The sequence below is a fragment of the Mycobacterium sp. ACS4054 genome (assembly GCF_001667275.1).
Taxonomy (GTDB): domain Bacteria; phylum Actinomycetota; class Actinomycetes; order Mycobacteriales; family Mycobacteriaceae; genus Mycobacterium.
This window is the reverse complement of the sequence record NZ_LZHV01000072.1, coordinates 1-18855: the sequence shown is the minus strand read 5'-3', so window position 1 is coordinate 18855 and position 18855 is coordinate 1. Positions and strand designations below refer to the sequence as shown.

19 protein-coding genes and 1 pseudogene are annotated in these 18855 nt (G+C 70.0%); 8 read left to right on the top strand and 12 right to left on the bottom strand.

The features are described 5' to 3' along the window. Both A5730_RS22835 and yajC read right to left on the bottom strand, forming a co-directional pair. Positions 1 to 493 (bottom strand): annotated as a pseudogene (locus A5730_RS22835) (protein translocase subunit SecD); the annotation flags it as partial. A 78-nt stretch (positions 494 to 571) separates the two neighbouring features. Next, positions 572 to 907, bottom strand: a complete 336-nt coding sequence (yajC, locus tag A5730_RS22830; protein WP_067905589.1) for a preprotein translocase subunit YajC — start codon at positions 905 to 907, stop codon at positions 572 to 574. A 196-nt stretch (positions 908 to 1103) separates the two neighbouring features. Between yajC and gabT the strand changes: the two genes are divergently transcribed. Together gabT and car are read left to right on the top strand one after the other, a co-directional pair. Beyond that, positions 1104 to 2444, top strand: a complete 1341-nt coding sequence (gabT, locus tag A5730_RS22825) for a 4-aminobutyrate--2-oxoglutarate transaminase (RefSeq protein WP_067905587.1) — start codon at positions 1104 to 1106, stop codon at positions 2442 to 2444. A gap of 148 nt (positions 2445 to 2592) precedes the next feature. Continuing rightward, complete coding sequence (gene car, locus A5730_RS22820; protein ID WP_067905585.1) at positions 2593 to 6114, top strand: carboxylic acid reductase; 3522 nt, start codon at positions 2593 to 2595, stop codon at positions 6112 to 6114. A 61-nt stretch (positions 6115 to 6175) separates the two neighbouring features. On the opposite strand, the gene A5730_RS22815 is transcribed toward car, so the two are convergent. The 6 genes from A5730_RS22815 to ruvC all read right to left on the bottom strand — a co-directional run bounded on the left by A5730_RS22815 (position 6176) and on the right by ruvC (position 10486). Beyond that, positions 6176 to 6856, bottom strand: a complete 681-nt coding sequence (locus tag A5730_RS22815) for a hypothetical protein (protein ID WP_067905582.1) — start codon at positions 6854 to 6856, stop codon at positions 6176 to 6178. Positions 6857 to 6982: 126 nt separating this feature from the next. Then, complete coding sequence (locus tag A5730_RS22810) at positions 6983 to 7369, bottom strand: DUF1304 domain-containing protein (protein WP_067905580.1); 387 nt, start codon at positions 7367 to 7369, stop codon at positions 6983 to 6985. Positions 7370 to 7504: 135 nt separating this feature from the next. Further along, entirely contained in the window at positions 7505 to 8182 is a 678-nt protein-coding gene (locus tag A5730_RS22805; protein WP_067905578.1) for a hypothetical protein, read from the bottom strand. Between the two features lie 110 nt (positions 8183 to 8292). Continuing rightward, positions 8293 to 9345 (bottom strand): Holliday junction branch migration DNA helicase RuvB, encoded by a 1053-nt coding sequence (gene ruvB, locus A5730_RS22800; RefSeq protein WP_055400884.1) that lies wholly within the window; start codon positions 9343 to 9345, stop codon positions 8293 to 8295. Further along, entirely contained in the window at positions 9342 to 9935 is a 594-nt protein-coding gene (gene ruvA, locus A5730_RS22795; RefSeq protein ID WP_067905576.1) for a Holliday junction branch migration protein RuvA, read from the bottom strand. The genes ruvB and ruvA overlap by 4 nt, the downstream gene beginning before the upstream one ends. Further along, positions 9932 to 10486 carry a crossover junction endodeoxyribonuclease RuvC gene (gene ruvC / locus A5730_RS22790; protein WP_067905574.1) on the bottom strand — a complete coding sequence of 185 codons (555 nt, stop codon included), beginning with the start codon at positions 10484 to 10486 and terminating at the stop codon, positions 9932 to 9934. Before ruvC ends, ruvA begins: the two co-directional genes overlap by 4 nt. Before the next feature lie 192 nt (positions 10487 to 10678). Here ruvC and A5730_RS22785 point away from each other — a divergent pair, with 192 nt between their 5' ends. Genes A5730_RS22785 through A5730_RS22765 form a run of 5 tightly spaced genes read left to right on the top strand, consistent with a single transcriptional unit; the run spans position 10679 to position 14299 of the window. Further along, on the top strand, positions 10679 to 11290 hold the full coding sequence (locus tag A5730_RS22785; protein ID WP_067905572.1) for a DUF4178 domain-containing protein: 612 nt from the start codon (positions 10679 to 10681) through the stop codon (positions 11288 to 11290). 10 nt (positions 11291 to 11300) lie between these two features. Next, complete coding sequence (locus tag A5730_RS22780; protein WP_067905570.1) at positions 11301 to 11804, top strand: DUF2617 family protein; 504 nt, start codon at positions 11301 to 11303, stop codon at positions 11802 to 11804. Then, entirely contained in the window at positions 11801 to 12232 is a 432-nt protein-coding gene (locus A5730_RS22775) for a DUF4247 domain-containing protein (protein ID WP_067905568.1), read from the top strand. Before A5730_RS22780 ends, A5730_RS22775 begins: the two co-directional genes overlap by 4 nt. A 28-nt stretch (positions 12233 to 12260) precedes the next feature. Continuing rightward, entirely contained in the window at positions 12261 to 12716 is a 456-nt protein-coding gene (locus A5730_RS22770; RefSeq protein WP_055400870.1) for a DUF350 domain-containing protein, read from the top strand. Next, on the top strand, positions 12713 to 14299 hold the full coding sequence (locus tag A5730_RS22765; protein ID WP_067905566.1) for a polyamine aminopropyltransferase: 1587 nt from the start codon (positions 12713 to 12715) through the stop codon (positions 14297 to 14299). Before A5730_RS22770 ends, A5730_RS22765 begins: the two co-directional genes overlap by 4 nt. A 69-nt stretch (positions 14300 to 14368) precedes the next feature. Here A5730_RS22765 and A5730_RS22760 read toward each other — a convergent pair whose 3' ends face one another. The 4 genes from A5730_RS22760 to pdxS all read right to left on the bottom strand — a co-directional run bounded on the left by A5730_RS22760 (position 14369) and on the right by pdxS (position 17616). Continuing rightward, entirely contained in the window at positions 14369 to 15124 is a 756-nt protein-coding gene (locus A5730_RS22760; protein ID WP_055400866.1) for a YebC/PmpR family DNA-binding transcriptional regulator, read from the bottom strand. A gap of 127 nt (positions 15125 to 15251) precedes the next feature. Then, complete coding sequence (gene pdxT / locus A5730_RS22755; RefSeq protein WP_067905564.1) at positions 15252 to 15848, bottom strand: pyridoxal 5'-phosphate synthase glutaminase subunit PdxT; 597 nt, start codon at positions 15846 to 15848, stop codon at positions 15252 to 15254. Then, complete coding sequence (gene tesB, locus A5730_RS22750) at positions 15845 to 16690, bottom strand: acyl-CoA thioesterase II (protein ID WP_067905591.1); 846 nt, start codon at positions 16688 to 16690, stop codon at positions 15845 to 15847. The genes pdxT and tesB overlap by 4 nt, the downstream gene beginning before the upstream one ends. A 14-nt stretch (positions 16691 to 16704) precedes the next feature. After that, positions 16705 to 17616: a pyridoxal 5'-phosphate synthase lyase subunit PdxS gene (gene pdxS, locus A5730_RS22745; protein WP_067820578.1), complete on the bottom strand. Its 912-nt coding sequence runs from the start codon at positions 17614 to 17616 to the stop codon at positions 16705 to 16707. 218 nt (positions 17617 to 17834) lie between these two features. On the opposite strand from pdxS, the gene A5730_RS22735 reads away from it, so the two are divergent. Next, on the top strand, positions 17835 to 18855 hold a 1021-nt coding region (locus A5730_RS22735), incomplete at its 3' end, for a PPE family protein (RefSeq protein WP_156745902.1).

Here is an 18855-nt window from a genome sequence, read left to right as displayed (position 1 = left end):
CCTGCGGGTAGGGCCGCGGCTCGGCCGGCGGCCGCCCACCCGGCGGCGCGGGTTGAGCCGGCGCGGGCTGGCCCGGCGGCGGCGCCTGCGGGGGCTTGGGCTGGGCCGCCTGCGCCGGCATCGAGTTCAGCACCGGACGGATGTACAGCCGGGCGGTCTGGCCCAGGTTGCGGGCCTCGTTGCCGTCGTTCCCGGGGACGGTGATCACCAGGTTGTCGCCGTCGACCACGACCTCCGAACCGGAGACGCCCAGCCCGTTGACGCGCGCGCTGATGATCTGCTGCGCCTGGGCCAGCGCGTCGCGGCTGGGCCGAGAGCCGTCCGGGGTGCGCGCGGTCAGCGTGACGCGGGTACCGCCCTGCAGGTCGATGCCGAGCTTGGGGGCGGCGCGCTTGTCCCCGGTCAGAAACACCAGCAGATAGGCGCCGACGAGCAGCAGCAGGAAAGCGGACAGGTAGCGGGCAGGGTGCACCGGCGCCGAAGACGATGCCACGTTCCTTCTATCTCCTCGAGTATCGGTTCTTACCCCGGACAGAGCCTAGTGTCGCCGAGACGCGCCTCGCGCAAGCGGTCAGGAATCCTTGGTCACCTGGGAGTCGGACTCGGCCAAGTCGTCGGCGTCGTCGCCGTCGGCCAGGTCCTCGTCGTCGGGCAGGATCCGGTCGCGGATGGCCAGCTTCATCCAGGTGGTCACGACCCCGGGCGCGATCTCGAGGTCGACGGTGTCGTCCGTGATCGCGACGACGGTGGCCTCCAGGCCCGACGTGGTGTGCACGCGGTCGCCGGCCTGCAGCGACTCGTGCAGCTCGATGGTGGCCTGCATGGCGCGCTTCTGGCGCCGCGACGCGAAGTACATGAACCCGCCCATGATGAGCAGGAAGGGCAGGAACAGGATCAAACTTTCCATGAACGGGCCTGTCTTTCGTAGTGGCATTGGAGGCCATTGGGGCCGGGACGACCCGCGGGCCGCACACCTCGTAACGGCCAGTGTGCCATTGCCGCAGGTCGCCTCCGAGCGCCCCGGTGCACGAGGGGCTGGTCGGCGCGTGGGCGGATAGGCTTGGGGAGCGACGTGACAGGCGCGCCGCGGTGAGGAGTAAATCGTGGCCGGCCTCGAGCAGACTCGTCAGCTGGTCACCGAAATCCCCGGTCCCGCTTCGCTGGAACTGACCAAGCGGCGCGCCGCGGCGGTGTCCCACGGCGTGAACGTGTCCTTGCCGGTGTTCGTGGCTCGCGCCTTCGGCGGCATCATCGAGGACGTCGACGGCAACCGGCTCATCGACCTGGCCTCCGGCATCGCGGTGACCACCATCGGCAATTCCTCGCCGCGGGTGGTGGAGGCCGTCCAGACCCAGGTCGCCGAGTTCACCCACACCTGTTTCATGGTCGTGCCGTACGAGCCGTACGTCGCCGTCGCCGAGCAGCTCAACCGGATCACCCCCGGCTCCGGCGAAAAGCGTTCGGTGCTGTTCAATTCCGGCGCCGAGGCCGTCGAGAACGCCGTCAAGGTCGCCCGCGCCTACACCCGCAAGCCCGCCGTCGTCGCGTTCAATCACGCCTACCACGGCCGCACCAACTTGGCGATGGCGTTGACCGCCAAGTCCAAGCCGTACAAGAGCGGCTTCGGCCCGTTCGCGCCGGAGGTCTACCGGGCCCCGGTGTCCTATCCCTACCGGGACGGCCTGGTGGACAAGGAGCTCGCCACCGACGGGGAGAAGGCCGCCGCCCGGGCGATCGACGTGATCGAGAGCCAGGTCGGCGCCGACAGCCTCGCCGCCGTCATCATCGAACCCATCGCCGGCGAGGGTGGATTCATCGTGCCCGCCCAGGGCTTCCTGCCCGCCCTGCTCGACTGGTGCCGGAACAACGACGTGGTGTTCATCGCCGACGAGGTGCAGACCGGATTCGCCCGCACCGGCGCAATGTTCGCCTGCGAGCACGACGGCATCGAGCCCGACCTGATCTGCACCGCCAAGGGCATCGCCGACGGGCTGCCGCTGTCGGCGGTCACCGGCCGCGCGGAAATCATGGACGCATCGCACGTCGGCGGTTTGGGCGGCACATTCGGCGGTAACCCAATCGCTTGTGCCGCAGCACTGGCCACCATCACCACGATCGAAAGTGACGGACTGATCGAGCGGGCGCGACAGCTGGAACGGCTGATAACCGAACCGTTGTTGCGTCTGCAGGCCGGTGATGACCGGATCGGCGATGTGCGCGGTCGGGGCGCCATGATCGCCATCGAGCTGGTGAAGTCGGGAACCGCCGAGCCCGACGCGGAACTGACGCAAAGGCTGTCCACCGCGGCGCACTCGGCGGGAGTGGTGGTGTTGACCTGCGGCATGTTCGGCAACATCATCCGGCTGCTGCCGCCGCTGACCATCAGCGACGACCTGCTGAACGAGGGGCTCGACATTCTCGGCCGGCTGCTTCGCGAAGTGTAAGACCCGGGGCTCGACCGGCCCGGGTGGGCAATCTCACACCTTCGGCGCGGCGGACTCATGGTGGAATAACGTTACTTTAGCTAACGTTTTAAACGTCAGCGCATCGTCGCCAAACTGACTAATAACTTTCATTGCAAGGGAATTGCTTATGTCGACCATCAACACCGACGAGCGGCTCGACCGCCGTATCGAGGACCTCACCGCCACCGACCCGCAGTTCGCCGCCGCCCGCCCCAACCCGGCGATCGAAGCGGCGCTCGAACAGCCCGGCCTTCGGCTCCCCCAGGTCATCCGGACCGTGCTCGACGGCTACGCCGACCGTCCCGCGCTGGCGCACCGCGCGGTGGAGTTCGTCACGGACCCGGCGAGCGGGCGCACCCGGCTGGAGCTGCTCCCCCGCTTCGAGACCATCACCTACGGACAGCTCGGCGACCGGGTGGCCGCGCTCGGGCGGGCCTGGGCCAACGACGAGGTCCGCGTCGGTGACCGGGTCTGCGTGCTGGGCTTCAACAGCCTTGACTACGCCACCATCGACATGGCGCTGGCCACCATCAGCGCGGTGTCGGTTCCGCTGCAGACCAGCGCGTCGCTGACGTCCCTGCAGCCGATCGTGACCGAGACCGAGCCCACCGTGATCGCGGCGAGCGCGAACCAGCTGCCCGACGCCGTCGAGCTCATCCTGAGCGGGCACCGGCCCGCCAAGCTGCTGGTGTTCGACCACCACCGGCAGGTCGACGACGAGCGCGAGGCCGTGGCGAGCGCGCGCGCCCGGCTGGCGGACGCCGGCGTGGCCGTCGAGACGCTGGCCGAGGTGCTCGAGCGCGGCGGGGCGCTGCCCGACGCGCCGCTGCCGACCAGCGACGAAGCCGACCCGCTGGCCCTGTTGATCTACACCTCCGGCAGCACCGGCGCGCCCAAGGGCGCGATGTACCCACAGAGCAACGTCGCCAAGATCTGGCGCCGGGGCAGCAGGAACTGGTTCGGCGAGAGCGCCGCGTCGATCACCCTCAACTTCATGCCGATGAGCCACGTCATGGGCCGCGGCATCCTGTACGGCACCCTGGGCAACGGCGGCACCGCCTACTTCGCGGCCAAGAGCGACCTCTCGACGCTGCTCGAGGACCTCGAGCTGGTGCGGCCCACCGAGCTGAACTTCGTGCCGCGCATCTGGGAGACCCTGTTCGGCGAATTCCAGCGCCAGGTGGAACGCCGGCTGGCCGACGGCGGTGACCGACCGGCGGTCGAGGCCGAGGTGCTGGCCGAGCAGCGCCAGTACCTGCTGGGCGGGCGGTTCATCTTCGCGATGACCGGCTCCGCGCCCACCTCCCCGGAGTTGCGCAGCTGGGTCGAGTCCCTGCTCGAGATGCACCTGATGGACGGCTACGGGTCGACCGAGGCCGGAATGGTGTTGTTCGACGGCGTGATTCAGCGCCCGCCGGTCGTCGACTACAAGCTCGTCGACGTGCCGGACCTGGGTTACTTCAGCACTGACCGGCCGTACCCGCGCGGTGAGCTGCTGCTGCGGACCGAGAACATGTTCCCCGGCTACTACAAGCGGGCCGAGACCACCGCGAACGTATTCGACGAGGACGGCTACTACCGGACCGGCGACGTCTTCGCCGAGATCGCGCCCGACAAGCTGGTGTACGTCGACCGCCGCAACAACGTGCTGAAGCTGGCGCAGGGCGAGTTCGTCACCCTGGCCAAGCTGGAGGCCGAGTTCGGCAACAGCCCGCTGGTGCGCCAGATCTACGTCTACGGCAACAGCGCGCAGCCCTACCTGCTGGCCGTCGTGGTGCCGACCGAGGAGGCCCTGGCCGGCGGCGACCTGGAGTCGCTGAAGCCCAGGATCGCCGACTCGCTGCAGCACGTCGCGCGTCAGGCCGGGCTGCAGTCCTACGAGGTGCCGCGCGACTTCATCATCGAGACCACCCCGTTCAGCCTGGAGAACGGCCTGCTGACCGGGATCCGCAAGCTGGCGTGGCCGAAGCTCAAGCAGCACTACGGCGAGCGGCTCGAGCGGCTCTACGCCGACCTGGCCGAGGGCCAGGCCAACGAGCTGGCCGAGCTGCGGCGCAACGGCGCGAACGCGCCCGTGCTGCAAACCGTGACACGGGCCGCCGCGGCCATGCTGGGCACGGCGAGCACCGAGCTGACCCCGGACGCGCATTTCACCGATCTGGGTGGAGACTCGTTGTCGGCGTTGACGTTTGGGAACCTGCTGCGCGAGATCTTCGACATCGACGTCCCGGTCGGCGTGATCGTCAGTCCGGCCAGCGACCTACAGGCCATCGCCAACTACATCGAGGGCGAGCGCCAGGGCACCAAGCGCCCCACCTTCGCCGCCGTGCACGGACGCGGGGCGACCGAGGTGCACGCGGCCGACCTCACGCTGGACAAGTTCCTCGAGGCCGAGACGCTGGCCGCGGCACCCGGCCTGCCCGGGCCCGCCGCCGAGGTGCGCACGGTGCTGCTGACCGGCGCGACCGGCTTCCTGGGCCGCTACCTCGCGCTGGAATGGCTCGAGCGCATGGACATGGTCGACGGCAAGGTGATCGCCCTGGTGCGGGCCAAGTCCGACGAGGAGGCGCGCGCCCGGCTGGACAACACCTTCGACAGCGGCGACCCGAAGTTGCTGGCGCACTACCAGGAACTGGCCGCCGACCACCTGGAGGTCATCGCCGGGGACAAGGGCGAGGCCAACCTCGGCCTCGACCAGCAGACCTGGCAGCGGCTGGCCGACACCGTCGACCTGATCGTCGACCCGGCGGCCCTGGTCAATCACGTGCTGCCGTACAGCGAGCTGTTCGGTCCCAACGCGCTGGGCACCGCCGAACTGATCCGGATCGCGCTCACCACCAAGCTGAAGCCGTATACCTACGTGTCGACGATCGGCGTCGGTGACCAGATCAAGCCCGGTCAATTCGTCGAGGACGCCGACATCCGGCAGATCAGCGCCACCCGCGCGATCAACGACAACTACGCCAACGGCTACGGCAACAGCAAGTGGGCCGGCGAGGTGCTGCTGCGCGAGGCGCACGACCTGTGCGGCCTACCCGTCGCGGTGTTCCGGTGCGACATGATCCTGGCCGACACCACCTATGCCGGACAGCTCAACCTGCCGGACATGTTCACCCGGTTGATGCTGAGCCTGGTGGCCACCGGTGTCGCGCCCGGTTCGTTCTACGAGCTGGACGCCGACGGCAACCGCCAGCGGTCGCACTACGACGGCCTGCCGGTCGAGTTCATCGCCGCCGCGATCTCGACGCTGGGGACGCAGGTGCTCGACGATGTCCCTCAAGGCGACGGGTTCCAGACGTACCACGTGATGAACCCGTACGACGACGGCATCGGTCTCGACGAGTACGTCGACTGGTTGATCGAAGCCGGCTACGGGATCCAGCGCATCGCCGACTACGGCGAATGGCTGCGGCGGTTCGAGGGCACGATGCGCGGCCTGCCCGAGCGGCAGCGCCAGTACTCGCTGCTGCCGCTGCTGCACAACTACCAGGAACCCGAGAAGCCGATCAACGGTTCGATGGCACCGACCGACCGCTTCCGCGCCGCGGTGCAGGAGGCGAAAATCGGCCCCGACAAAGACATTCCACATGTCTCGGCGCCGGTCATCGTCAAGTACATCACCGACCTGCAGTTGCTCGGACTGCTGTAAGCGCGGAAAAGCAATCGCCCGGTCCCCACGGGGACCGGGCGATTGCTTTTGTGTGTGCGAGTTATTGCTGAGGATGCGGCCAGCGCAGGTACGCGGCGTTGGCGCCCGACGTCGAGCGCTCCCGACGCCATCCCCGCTTCGGCTGCGGGTCGGAAGCGGTGCGCGGCTTGGTCAGCGCGCTCGAGGAAACCTCGGCGGGCTCGTAGGCCGATTCCCGGTACGGCTCGACGGCCGGCGCGGCTTCCGCCGGCGCCAGCGGCCGGACGTCGCGCGCCAGGCGCACGGCCGTGCGGGCCAGCACCACACCACCCACGAAGATGATCAGCGCGCCCAGTCCGGAGAAATAAGTGACCTCGAGAACCGCGCGCTTGCGGTCGGTGGCGGCGACCGGGTCACCGGCGGAGCCGATGCCCAGCACCGGCGCGAACTGACCGCCCACGACGAACCAGGCGCCGGCCAACACCGCCAGCCAACCGCCCAGCATCGCCGCCACGCGGTTCCCGGCGACGATCAGCAAGAGACCGCCCAGCACGGTCACCGCTCCCGGCAGGACCTCGAGCCACCCCCGAGCCGTGCTCCACGCCCACTCCCGGTCGGGCGTGTACGCGAAATTGAAGCGCGGGCCGACAAACGGTATTAACGCCCCCCAAGCTCCCAAAATGACCAGGAGCAATCCGCTGACCGCGCCACGCGAACGCGGCATGCTCAGCCCGCGGGTCTGGCCGTCTTCTGCGTATTTCATGATTTCCCCTCGTTGAATACCGGGCCTGTTTCCGGCCCGGGGTGGGTACCCGGCGGGTTGCGCATGTAACCCAGGGCCGCCCCGAAGCACCGCCCCCCGCGGCCCTTGTGGCTGGTGAGACTGGTGTTACTGCTGAAGTCCGATCAGCAGCAGCACGATCGCGATGGCCGGGAAGGCGCCCTGCGTGACCGCGGCCCGCGCTTTGTCGCGGGCCGACAGCAGCAATACCACCGCGGCCGCCGCCATGGAACCGACGCCGGCGAAAATCAGCGCCGCACCAACGGCGTTGTGGCGCAAGGCAATCGCGACGATGCCCACGCCGGTGACCACCGCCAGGAACAGGTTGTAGAACCCCTGGTTGAAGGCGAGCAGCTTGGTGGTCTCGGCCTCCTCGGCCGTCGTGCCGAACGTGGCCCGGGTGCGTGGCGAGGTCCAGGTCAACGATTCCATCACAAAGATGTAGACGTGCAGTAAAGCCGCCAGCGCGGCGAATACCAGCCCGGCAGTGATCATCGCTCCTCCTCGCGGTTCGAGGCCTGCGTCTCGGCGCGGGTGACTTTACCCACCCGCGGGCGCCCGGACGCCCCCGACGCGAAATGGCGCCGGTAGCCATGGGCTACCGGCGCCTCCCGCCGTAGGCGTTACCGACTAGACGCCGGCGTGGTGGCGGTGGAACAGGCCGCCGCCGGTGCGCCGACCGAACAGGCCACGCCCGGTGCGTTCCCCCGCCTCGGGCTCGGCCGCCACCCGGTCGGTCCGCGCCGCGACCGGTCCGCGTGTTTCGTCGTACATCGCCGGTTCGCCCGCAGGCGCGGCCGCCACCGCGGGTTCCCGCGCCACGACGTCACGCGCATGCCGCACGGCCACGCGCGCAACGGCGGCCCCGCCCAGGAACACGATCAGGGCGCCCAGCCCGGTGAAGTAGGTGACCTCGAGCAGGGCTCGCTTCAGGTCCGTCGACGCCACCGGCGAACCGACGTCCCCGATGCCCAGGGTCGACGCGAACGCGCGACCGACCACGAACCAGGCGCCGCCCGCGACCGCCAACCAGCCGCCGAGCACGGCGCTGGCGCGGTTGCCGGACAGGAGCACCAGCAGGCCACCCAGGGCCGTCGCGGCCCCCGGGAGCACCTCGAGCCAACCCTTGGCCGTGGTCCACGTCCATGCCGGGTCAGACATGTAGGCCCAGTCGATATTGGGCCCGAAGAAGGGCACCAGGGCGCCCCAGGCGCCCAAGAGAATCAGCAGTAGCCCGGTCAGCGCGCCGCGGGAACGCGGCATGTACAGCGCTCGAGGGCGGTCATAGTCGTAGCGCCTGGTCGTCATCAGAATCTCCTTAGGTATCGCTGCTGTGAGCTTGGTTACCCGAGGGCGCCGACGAATAACCGACCGCGAGGACGGCTCAAAGGTCACGATTTGGCCGCGACGGCTCGCCGCTAGTCGAACAGGCCGGGTTGACCCAGGCCGACGGCCCCCGCCGGGGGGCTCATGCCGAGGTGCGTCCACGCCTGCGCGGTCGCCACGCGGCCGCGCGGTGTGCGCGCGACCATCCCGGCGCGCACCAGGAACGGCTCGCACACCTCCTCGACGGTGGTGGCCTCCTCACCCACGGCCACCGCCAGCGTCGATACGCCGACCGGGCCGCCGCCGAAGCTGCGGGTCAGCGCCGACAGCACGGCCCGGTCCAGCCGGTCCAGGCCCAGTTCGTCGACGTCGTAGACCGCCAGCGCGGATTTGGCCACGTCGCGGGTGATCACCCCGTCGGCCCGCACCTCCGCGAAGTCGCGGACCCGGCGCAGCAGCCGGTTGGCGATGCGCGGCGTCCCGCGCGAGCGCCGGGCGATCTCCTCGGCCGCCTCGGCCCCGAGCTCGATGCCGAGGATGCCCGCGGACCGGGCCAGCACCCGCTCCAGCTCGTCGGGCTCGTAGAAGTCCATGTGCGCGGTGAAGCCGAACCGGTCGCGCAGCGGGCCGGTCAGCGCGCCGGAGCGGGTGGTCGCGCCGACCAGGGTGAAGGGCGCCACCTCGAGGGGGATGGACGTCGCCCCCGGACCCTTGCCGACCACCACGTCGACCCGGAAGTCCTCCATCGCCAGGTAGAGCATCTCCTCGGCGGGCCGCGCGATGCGGTGAATCTCGTCGATGAACAGCACGTCGTGCTCGACCAGGTTGGACAGCATGGCGGCCAGGTCGCCTGCGCGTTCCAGCGCCGGACCGGACGTCACCCGCAGCGACGAGCCGAGCTCGGCGGCGATGATCATGGCCAGCGACGTCTTGCCCAGCCCCGGCGGGCCCGACAGCAGGATGTGATCCGGTGTGCCGCCGCGGTTCTTGGCCCCCTCGATCACCAGCTGCAGCTGTTCGCGGACGCGGGGTTGGCCGATGAACTCGCGCAACGACCGCGGGCGCAGGCTGACGTCGATGTCGCCCTCCCCGACGGCCAGCGCCGGGGACAGCTCGCGGTCGGCGTAGTCGTCGGGGCCGGTCATCGGGACTTACCCAGCAGCGACAGGGCGGCGCGCAGCGCGCCGGACGTCGTCGTGTCCTGTTCGGCGGCCAGCACCTTGTCGGTGGCCTCCTCGGCCTGCTTGACGGCGAAGCCCAGGCCGACCAGCGCCTCCACCACCGGACCGCGCACCGCGTGCCCGTTCACCACGGGTGCGCCCCCGGTCGCACCCGCCGCACCGACCTTGTCCCGCAGCTCGAGCACCATCCGCTCGGCGCCGCGTTTGCCGATCCCGGGCACCCGGGTCAGCGCGGCCACGTCGCTGTCGTGCAGCACCTGGCGCAGCGCCGACGCGTCGTGAACCGCCAGCGTCGCCATCGCCAGCCGGGGGCCCACGCCCGACACCGTCAGCAGCGTGAGAAACAGGTCGCGGGTGTCGGTGTCGGTGAACCCGTACAGCGTCATCGAGTCCTCGCGGACCACCATCGCGGTGATCAGCCGCGCCTCGCTGCCGGTGCGCAGGGTCGCCAGCGTCGACGGTGTCGCGTTCACCCGGTACCCGACGCCCGCCGCCTCGATCACCGCGTGATCGAGCGCCACCTCAAGCACCTCACCGCGCACCGAGGCGATCATCGCGCCGCCTTCAGCTTGGCCAGATACTTGTGCCGCTGCTGTTCGGCCAGCGCCTCGGCCGCGGCCATCCGGGCCATCATCGGCGCCCGCCAGCAGTGACAGATCGCCAGGGCCAGCGCGTCGGCGGCGTCGGCCGGTGTCGGCTTGGCTTGCAGCGCAAGGATTTTGGTGACCATGGCGGTGACCTGCGCCTTGTCGGCGGCGCCGTTGCCGGTCACCGCGGCCTTGACCTCGCTGGGGGTGTGGAAGTGCACGTCGATGCCGCGCTTGGCCGCCGCCAGCGCCACCACGCCGCCGGCCTGCGCGGTGCCCATCACCGTCGTCACGTTCAGTTGGGAGAACACCCGCTCGATGGCCACCACGTCCGGTTGGTGCGTGGCCAGCCAATGCTCGACGGCGTCGCTGATGGCCAGCAGCCGCTTGGCCAGCGGCGCATCCGACGGGGTGCGCACCACGTCGACGTCGAGTGCGACCACGCTGCGCCCGCGCCCGCTTTCCACCACCGACAGCCCGCATCGGGTCAGCCCGGGGTCGACGCCCAATACGCGCATTGCCCGCTCCCACCTGTAGAACAGCTGTTCGATACCCTAGCGGCCGGGACCGACGGCCCCGCGGACGACACGCGGCGGCGCCGCCAATTCCCGCTCGGCACGTTGCAAGGCACGTTGCAACGCCGAACCGGCCCAAAAGCTGTTAGCTTTAGCCCACGTTCGCTCAAGCCATGTGGCAACGGAAGGTTTCGCGTGGGATCACTGCTGGTCATTATCGCGATCGTGCTGTTCATCGCGTCCATCGTGGTGCTGATCATCGCTTTGCGGCGCCCCAAGCAACCGGGCCCGCCGCGCGGCCGCCAGGATCCCCTCTCTTTCAACGCGATGCCGGAATTCGGCCCGCGCCAGCTCGGCCCCGGCGCCATCGTCAGCTACGGCGGGATCGACTACGTGGTGCGCGGGTCGGTGACCTACCGCGAGGGCCCGTTCGTGTGGTGGGAACACTTGCTGGAGGGCGGCGACCAGCCGATCTGGTTCAGCGTCGAAGAGGACGACGGGCGCCTCAAGCTGGCGATGTGGGTCAGCCGCAAGGACGTCACACTGCAGCCGGGCGAGCAGTACGTCGTCGACGGGGTGACGTTCCACGAATCCGAGCGCGGTCGCGCCTCGTTCACCACCGAGGGCACCACGGGCCTGCCGGCGGGCGGCGAGATGGAGTTCGTCGACTGCGCCAACGCCGACGAGTCCGTGCTGCTGTCGTTCGAGCGCTGGGCGCCGGGCATGCCGTGGGAGGTCTCCACCGGCAAGCCCGTGCTGACCGGCGAGCTGACCGTGTATCCGGCGCCCCCGCCCTCCTCCCCCTAGGAACGCGTCGGTGCCGTTTCATCAGCTCGCCGTGGCCCCTTCGGACGTGTCCGGGCAGAAGCTCGGGCTCGCCCTCAACGCGCCCGCGCCGCCGCCGCTGGCGACCTGTCTGCTGGGCCACCCCGACGGCGGGGCGCTGCTGCTCGGCGTGCTCGGCGCGTCGCACGTCGTCACGGTCGAGCACGCCGCGGGCCGGTTCTCCGAGGAGGTTTCCTGCACCGCGCGCGGGCTCGGCGTCGATCTGCCGGAGCGCACCGCCGCGCCCGGCTATGTCCTGGAATCCCACGTCGACACGTACGACGAGGGCACCTTCCGCCGCATGGCGCGCGACCTGCGTGACCGCTGCGCGCGGGAAAAGGGTTGGCTCGGTGGCTCTTTCCCCGGCGACGACGCCGCGCTGGCCGCCGCGGCCGCCGAACCCGACGGCGCCGGCTGGCACTGGCGCACCTGGCACCTGTATCCGGCCGGCAGCGGCGGGATGGTCGTGCACACCACCAGTCGGTGGCATCCGTGAGCCGCAACCGCCTGTTCGTGATCGCCGGCGTGCTGGCCGTCGCCGCCATCGCCTGCCTGGTGCCCGGAATCATGTTGCTGAACAAGAACATTGGGTCCTACATCGCCAGCCACTATCACGAGTACGCCCACGACGCGAACGGGACACGTTACGAATGCAGCGGATCGGCCGACGACGTGGCCGACACGCTCGCGGAGTATCAGGCCCCGCAGGCGCGCGCCGCCAACGGCGACAACGAATACCTGCGCTACAGCAACAACATCGTGACGATCGGGCCGGACGGCAATCACCCGTGCAGCATCCGCCTGGAAGGGCTCAGCGGCGGATACAGCCACGGCGCCTTCATCTTTCTCGGCCCCGGATTCACACCCGGCTCCCCCTCGGGCGGCGCGGGGGGCAGTCCGGGTGGCCCGGGCGGAGTTAAGTGACCCAGCCGGTATTGCAAAGGAGACAACCATGTACCTCGCGCTCGATTTCGGAGCCACCAACTTCAGCACCATCACCCAGGGCGTGGTCGCCGTCGTGCTGTACTTCGCGGTCGGCGTCGTCGTCCTGATCGCCGGCTTCCTGATGGTGGACGTCCTCACGCCCGGCAACCTGCGCCAGCTGGTGTTCATCGACAAGCGGCCCAACGCCGTGGTTCTCGCGTCGGCCATGTACATCGCGCTCGCCATCGTCATCATCAGCGCGATCGCGAGCAGCTACAGCCAGCTGGGGCAGGGACTCGTGGGCGTGGCGGTGTACGGGTTGGTGGGCGTGCTGTTGCAGGGCGGGGCGCTGTTGATCCTGCAGATCGCGGTCCCGGGCAAGTTTCGCGAGCACGTCGACGAGCCGGAGCTGCACCCGGCCGCGTTCGCCACTGCGACCATGCTGGTGGCGGTCGGAGGAGTGATCGCCGCCGCCATCTCATGACCGCCACGGACAGCCGCGCGCCGGCGCCGGTCGGATCGACGGCGTTCTCGGGGCGGTGGCGGGCCGTGCTGTTGGCCGCCGTCGCGGCGTGCGCGGCGTCCGGCATCATCTACGAACTCGCGCTGCTGACGCTGGCGGCGAGCCTCAACGGCGGCGGCATCGTCGCCACCTCACTGATCGTCGCCGGCTACATCGCCGCGCTCGGGGTGGGCGCCCTGGTGGTCAAGCCGCTCCTGGCGCACGCGGCCGTCACGTTCATCGCGGTCGAGGTGCTGCTCAGCATCGTCGGCGGCCTGTCCGCGGCGGCGCTGTACACGGTGTTCGCGTTCATCGACGACGAGTCGATGTGGATGCTGGCGTTGGGCACGGCCCTGATCGGGGGGCTGGTCGGCGCCGAGGTGCCGCTGCTGATGACGATGCTGCAACAGGGGCGCTCCTCCGAGGCCCCCGACACCGGCCGGACGCTGGCCAACCTCAACGCGGCCGACTACCTCGGCGCGCTGCTGGGCGGGTTGGTGTGGCCGTTTCTGCTGCTGCCGCAGCTGGGCATGATCCGCGGCGCGGCGGCCACCGGCATCGTCAACCTGCTGGCCGCGGCCGTGGTCGCCATTTTCGTGCTGCGCCACGTCTTTTCGCTCCGGCAGCTGGCGACCGCGCTGTGCGCGCTGGCCGCCGCCCTCGCGCTGCTGGCCACGCTGCTCGCGCGGTCGGCCGACATCGAGACGACGAGCCGCCAACGGCTTTACGCCGACCCGATCATCGCCTACCAGCACTCGGCCTATCAGGAGATAGTGGTCACCCAGCGCGGCAACGACATGCGCCTGTACCTGGACGGGGGCCTGCAGTTCTCCACCCGCGACGAGTACCGCTACACCGAGAGCCTGGTCTACCCCGCGCTCGGGGCGGGCGCGCGCTCGGTCCTCGTCCTCGGCGGCGGCGACGGGCTGGTGGCCCGCGAGCTGCTGCGCCAGCCGGGCATCACGAGGATCGTGCAGGTGGAACTCGACCCCGCGGTGATCCAGCTGGCGCGCACCACCATGCGCGGGGCCAACGGCGGTTCGCTGGACAGCCCGCGGGTCAAGGTGGTGATCGACGACGCGATGCGGTGGTTGCGCTCGCCGCACCCCGACGTCGTCCCGCCCGGGGGCTTCGACGCGATCATCGTGGACCTGCCCGACCCCGACACCCCCGTCCTGGGCCGGCTGTATTCGACCGAGTTCTACGGGCTGGTTGGGCGCGCGCTCGCCGCCGACGGGCTGATGGTCGTGCAGGCGGGCAGCCCGTTCTCCACGCAGACGGCGTTCTGGCGGACGGTCGCGTCAATCCGCACCGCCGGCTACGCCGCGACGCCCTACCACGTGTACGTGCCGACGTTCGGCGACTGGGGTTTCGCGCTGGCGCGCCGCGGGGGCAGCGCGCCCACGCCCACCGTGCCGCCCAACGCGCCCACGCTGCGCTTCCTCAACCAGCACGTGCTCGACGCCGCCACGGTCTTTCCTGACGACACCCGCCCGCGCCCGCTCGAGCCGTCGACGCTGGACAATCCCCGCATCGTCGAGGACATGCGGCACGGATACGACTAGATCTGATGGCGCCGACCCGCTTCGCCCGGCGCTGCGCGCCGCGCTTGCGATCGACGACTAGCGGGTGGCTCAGTCCTCGTCGAGGGCGGCCAGCACCTCGTCGGACAGGTCGACGTTGGTCCACACGTTCTGCACGTCGTCGCTGTCCTCCAGCGCGTCGACGAGCTTGAACACCTTCCGGGCGCCGTCGACGTCCACCGGCACGCTGACCGACGGCTGGAAGCTGGCCTCGGCGGACTCGTAGTCGATACCGGCGTCCTGCAACGCCGTCCGCACCGCGACGAGATCCGTTGGCTCCGAGATGATTTCGAAGCTCTCACCGAGGTCGTTGACGTCCTCGGCGCCGGCGTCGAGGACCGCCATCAGCACGTCGTCCTCGGTGAGCCCGTTCTTCTCCAGCGTCACGACGCCCTTGCGGGTGAACAGGTACGACACCGAGCCGGGGTCGGCCATCGTGCCGCCGTTGCGGGTCACCGCCACCCGAACCTCACCGGCCGCGCGGTTGCGGTTGTCGGTCAGGCACTCGATCAGCACCGCCACGCCGTTGGGTCCGTAGCCCTCGTACATGATCGTCTGGTAGTCGGCCCCGCCGGCTTCCTCGCCCGCGCCGCGCTTGCGGGCGCGCTCGATGTTGTCGTTGGGCACCGAGGTCTTCTTCGCCTTCTGGATGGCGTCGTACAGCGTCGGGTTGCCCGCCGGGTCCCCGCCGCCGGTACGGGCGGCGACCTCGATGTTCTTGATCAGCCGGGCGAACTCCTTGCCTCGGCGCGCGTCCTTGACGGCCTTTTGGTGCTTGGTGGTGGCCCACTTGGAATGGCCGCTCATCGGTGTCTCTTACCTCTTCTGTCTTGTAAAAGTTCGCCAGACGAGTCTACGTGGGCGCCGACGCCCGACGGCCCGGGCGCTGCGCATCGGGTGTGCGCTGGCCCGACGCGAGGAGCCGAGGCGGTGGTCAGGCGACGCCGTTGACGATGTCGACGAACAGCTGATGGACGCGGCGGTCGCCGGTCATCTCCGGGTGAAACGCCGTCGCCAGCTTCGCGCCCTGGCGCACCGCGACCGTGTGCCCGGACGCCTCGGCCAGCACCTGCACGTCCGCGCCGGCCCGCTCCACCCAGGGGGCGCGGATGAAGACCGCGCGCACCGGACCGTCCAGGCCGACGAACGGTATGTCACCCTCGAAGGAGTCGACCTGCCGCCCAAAGGCGTTGCGCCGCACGGTCATATCGATCGCCCGCAACGGCAGCGCCTCCCGGCCGCCCGCGCCGGCGTCCAGGATCTCGCTGGCCAGCAGGATCATCCCGGCGCACGCGCCGTACGCGGGCAGCCCGTCGGAAAGCAGGCCGCGCAACGGCTCCAGCAGGTCGAGTTCGAGCAGCAGGTGGCTCATGGTGGTGGACTCCCCACCGGGAATGACCAGCCCGTCGGCCTTCTCGAGCTCGGCGCGCCGCCGCACCGGCGTCGCCTCGGCGCCGGCTTCGCGCAGCGCGGCCAGGTGCTCGCGGGTGTCGCCCTGCAGCGCCAGCACGCCGATGCGCGGCGCGCTCACTGCCCGGTCGGCTGAAACTCGCGGTCGAAGCGGGTCAGCCCCTCCTGCATCACCGCCGCCACCATCTCACCCGACTGGGTGAAGATCTTGCCCTGGCACAGCGACCGCCCGCCGCTGGCCGACGGCGACGACTGGTCGTAGAGCAGCCACTCGTCGGCCCGGAAGGCCCGCATGAACCACATCGCGTGATCCAGGGACGCCACCTGCAGGTGCTGACGGACGTCGAGGTGGTTGACCTGCGCCGACCCCAGCAGCGTGAGGTCGCTCATGTAGGCCAGCGCGCAGATGTGCAGCACCGGGTCGTCCGGCAGCGGGTCCCGGTGGCGGAACCACACCTGCTGCTGGGAGGCCTTGCCCGGCGACAGTTGCAGCCGGTCGCGCGGCACGATGCAGACGTCCCACTCCTCGAACTGCTTGAACCCCGCGTCGTCGAACACCTTGATCGAGTCCAGCCCGGGCAGCCCGTCGGGGGGCGGCGCGGCGGGCATGATGTCCTGGTGGTGGATGCCCTCCTGGTCGGTCTGGAAGGACGCCCCCATGCTGAAGATGATTTCGCCGTGCTGAATCGCGTTGACGCGCCGGGTGGCGAACGAACCGCCGTCGCGGGTGCGCTCGACGATGAAGACCGTGGGCTCGTTGGCGTCTCCGGGCCGCAGGAAGTAGCCGTGCAACGAGTGCACCTGGTAGCGCGGGTCGACCGTGCGCACCGCCGAGACCAGCGACTGCCCCGCCACGTGGCCGCCGAACGTGCGCTGGAAATATCCCGACTCCGGGCTGAACACCCGACCGCGGTAGATGTTGACCTCGAGTTGCTCGAGATCGAGGATCTCTTCGATTGCCACCAATAGCCCTAGGCTTACCAGCCGCGCTCGGCCAGGCGATGGGGCTGCGCGATCTGCTCGACGTTGATGCCGACCATCGCCTCGCCCAGACCCCGCGACACCTTGGCCAGCACGTCGGGGTCGTCGTAGAACGTGGTGGCCTTGACGATCGCGGCGGCGCGCTGGGCGGGATCGCCCGACTTGAAGATGCCGGAGCCGACGAAGACGCCCTCGGCGCCCAGTTGCATCATCATCGCCGCGTCCGCGGGGGTCGCGATGCCGCCGGCGGTGAACAGGGTGACGGGCAGCTTGCCCGCCCGGGCCACCTCGACGACGAGGTCGTAGGGGGCGCGCAATTCCTTTGCGGCGACGAACAATTCGTCCTCCGACAGCGACGTCAGCCGGCGGATCTCGCCGCCGATCGCCCGCATGTGGGTGGTCGCGTTGGAGACGTCGCCGGTGCCGGCCTCGCCCTTGGACCGGATCATCGCCGCGCCCTCGCTGATGCGCCGCAGGGCCTCGCCCAGGTTGGTCGCACCGCACACGAACGGCACGGTGAACTTCCACTTGTCGATGTGGTGGGTGTAGTCGGCGGGGGTCAGCACCTCGGACTCGTCGACGTAGTCCACCCCGAGGCTCTGCAGGATCTGCGCCTCGACGAAGTGCCCGATCCGCGCCTTGGCCATCACCGGGATGGTGACCGCGGAAATGATGCCCTCGATCATGTCGGGGTCGCTCATCCGCGACACGCCGCCCTGGGCGCGAATGTCGGCGGGCACCCGCTCCAGCGCCATCACCGCGACGGCGCCGGCGCCCTCGGCGATCCGGGCCTGCTCCGGGGTGACGACATCCATGATGACGCCGCCCTTGAGCATCTCGGCCATGCCGCGTTTGACCCGCGCCGTCCCCGTCTGGTTGGCCTGGTTCGACTGTCCGCCGCTCTCCACTAGCTCCTGCTCTCCTCGACCATCGCGCTTCCACTCTAGTGGTGGAAACAAACCGGTTTTTCCTCCGCTTCCATCAGTCGTGCCAAGCGCCTGCGACGCGCGTCACATTGTGTTAAAAATTGCGTCAGCTATTTGCGAGACCGTTGCTGCTGGTGTGGATTCTGGGTGGGCAACCGTGGTCACACCGGCCGAGGCGGTCGGCCGAGAAGAGGTCTCGGGTGTTGCCGGATTACGTGCTGTTGCCGCCGGAAATCAATTCGGCGCGGATGTATGCGGGGCCTCGTTCGGGGACGATGTGGGCGGCTTCGGCGGCGTGGGACGCGTTGTCCGCCCAGTTGGCGTCCGCGGCGAGCTCCTTCGAGTTGACGGTGTCGACGCTGACCGGTGGCGTTTGGCAGGGCCCCGCCTCGATGACGATGGCCTCGGCGGCCGCCCCGTACGTGCAGTGGCTGACCGCGACGTCGGGGCAGGCGGAGCTGGTGGCCAACCAGACCCGGTTGTCGGCCGCGGCGTTCGAGGTGGCGTTCACCGCGACGGTGCCCCCGGAGGTGATCGCGGCCAACCGGGCGCTGCTGATGTCGCTGATCGCCACCAACATCCTGGGGCAGAACACCGCGGCGATCGCGGCGACCGAGGCCCAGTACGCCGAGATGTGGGCCCAGGACGTGGCGGCGATGACCGCCTACGACGCCAGCGTCACGGCGGCCGAGGCGACCTGGACGCCGTTCACCAACCCACCCCTGACCCTGACGAGCCTGCCCACCCCACAGTTCACCTCCTTCGGCCAGGAACTGCTCCAGGCGCTGAGCCAGTCGCTGACCCAGCAGCTGATGAACCCGATGACGCAGCTGCAGATGCTTTCGACGCCCGCGCAGTTCGCGATGGAACCGATGAACACGGTGATGGGCCAGCTGATGTCCAGCACCAACCCGCTGTTGGGCGGCGCCGGCGCCGTCCCGGCCATGGATCCGGTCCTGGCGTCCACCGCCGGCCCGGGCGTGGGCGCCCCCAGCCCCGTCACCGCCCAGCTCGCCGGCCGCGTCGTCTCGGCGAGCGCGGGCCGGGCCGGTTCGATCGGGCCGCTGTCCGTGCCGTCCAGCTGGGCCGGCGCCGCGGCGCCATCGGCGGCCCCGGCTGCCCCCGCCCCCCGGGCGCCCCGCCCCCCCGGTCACCCCCGTTTCGGCGGGCCCGTCCGCCGCGCCCCCCAACCCAACACCGCAAATAACGGGCCCACCCACC

Excerpts from the sequence above, each read along its gene's own strand:
- car (WP_067905585.1), top strand. The coding sequence starts at position 2,593 with ATGTCGACCATCAACACCGACGAGCGGCTCGACCGCCGTATCGAGGAC.
- A5730_RS22810 (WP_067905580.1), bottom strand. The coding sequence starts at position 7,369 with ATGATCACTGCCGGGCTGGTATTCGCCGCGCTGGCGGCTTTACTGCAC.
- ruvB (WP_055400884.1), bottom strand. The coding sequence starts at position 9,345 with ATGACCGGCCCCGACGACTACGCCGACCGCGAGCTGTCCCCGGCGCTG.
- yajC (WP_067905589.1), bottom strand. The coding sequence starts at position 907 with ATGGAAAGTTTGATCCTGTTCCTGCCCTTCCTGCTCATCATGGGCGGG.
- ruvA (WP_067905576.1), bottom strand. The coding sequence starts at position 9,935 with ATGATCGCCTCGGTGCGCGGTGAGGTGCTTGAGGTGGCGCTCGATCAC.
- A5730_RS22815 (WP_067905582.1), bottom strand. The coding sequence starts at position 6,856 with ATGAAATACGCAGAAGACGGCCAGACCCGCGGGCTGAGCATGCCGCGT.
- A5730_RS22760 (WP_055400866.1), bottom strand. The coding sequence starts at position 15,124 with ATGAGCGGCCATTCCAAGTGGGCCACCACCAAGCACCAAAAGGCCGTC.
- A5730_RS22765 (WP_067905566.1), top strand. The coding sequence starts at position 12,713 with ATGACCGCCACGGACAGCCGCGCGCCGGCGCCGGTCGGATCGACGGCG.
- A5730_RS22805 (WP_067905578.1), bottom strand. The coding sequence starts at position 8,182 with ATGACGACCAGGCGCTACGACTATGACCGCCCTCGAGCGCTGTACATG.
- A5730_RS22770 (WP_055400870.1), top strand. The coding sequence starts at position 12,261 with ATGTACCTCGCGCTCGATTTCGGAGCCACCAACTTCAGCACCATCACC.
- ruvC (WP_067905574.1), bottom strand. The coding sequence starts at position 10,486 with ATGCGCGTATTGGGCGTCGACCCCGGGCTGACCCGATGCGGGCTGTCG.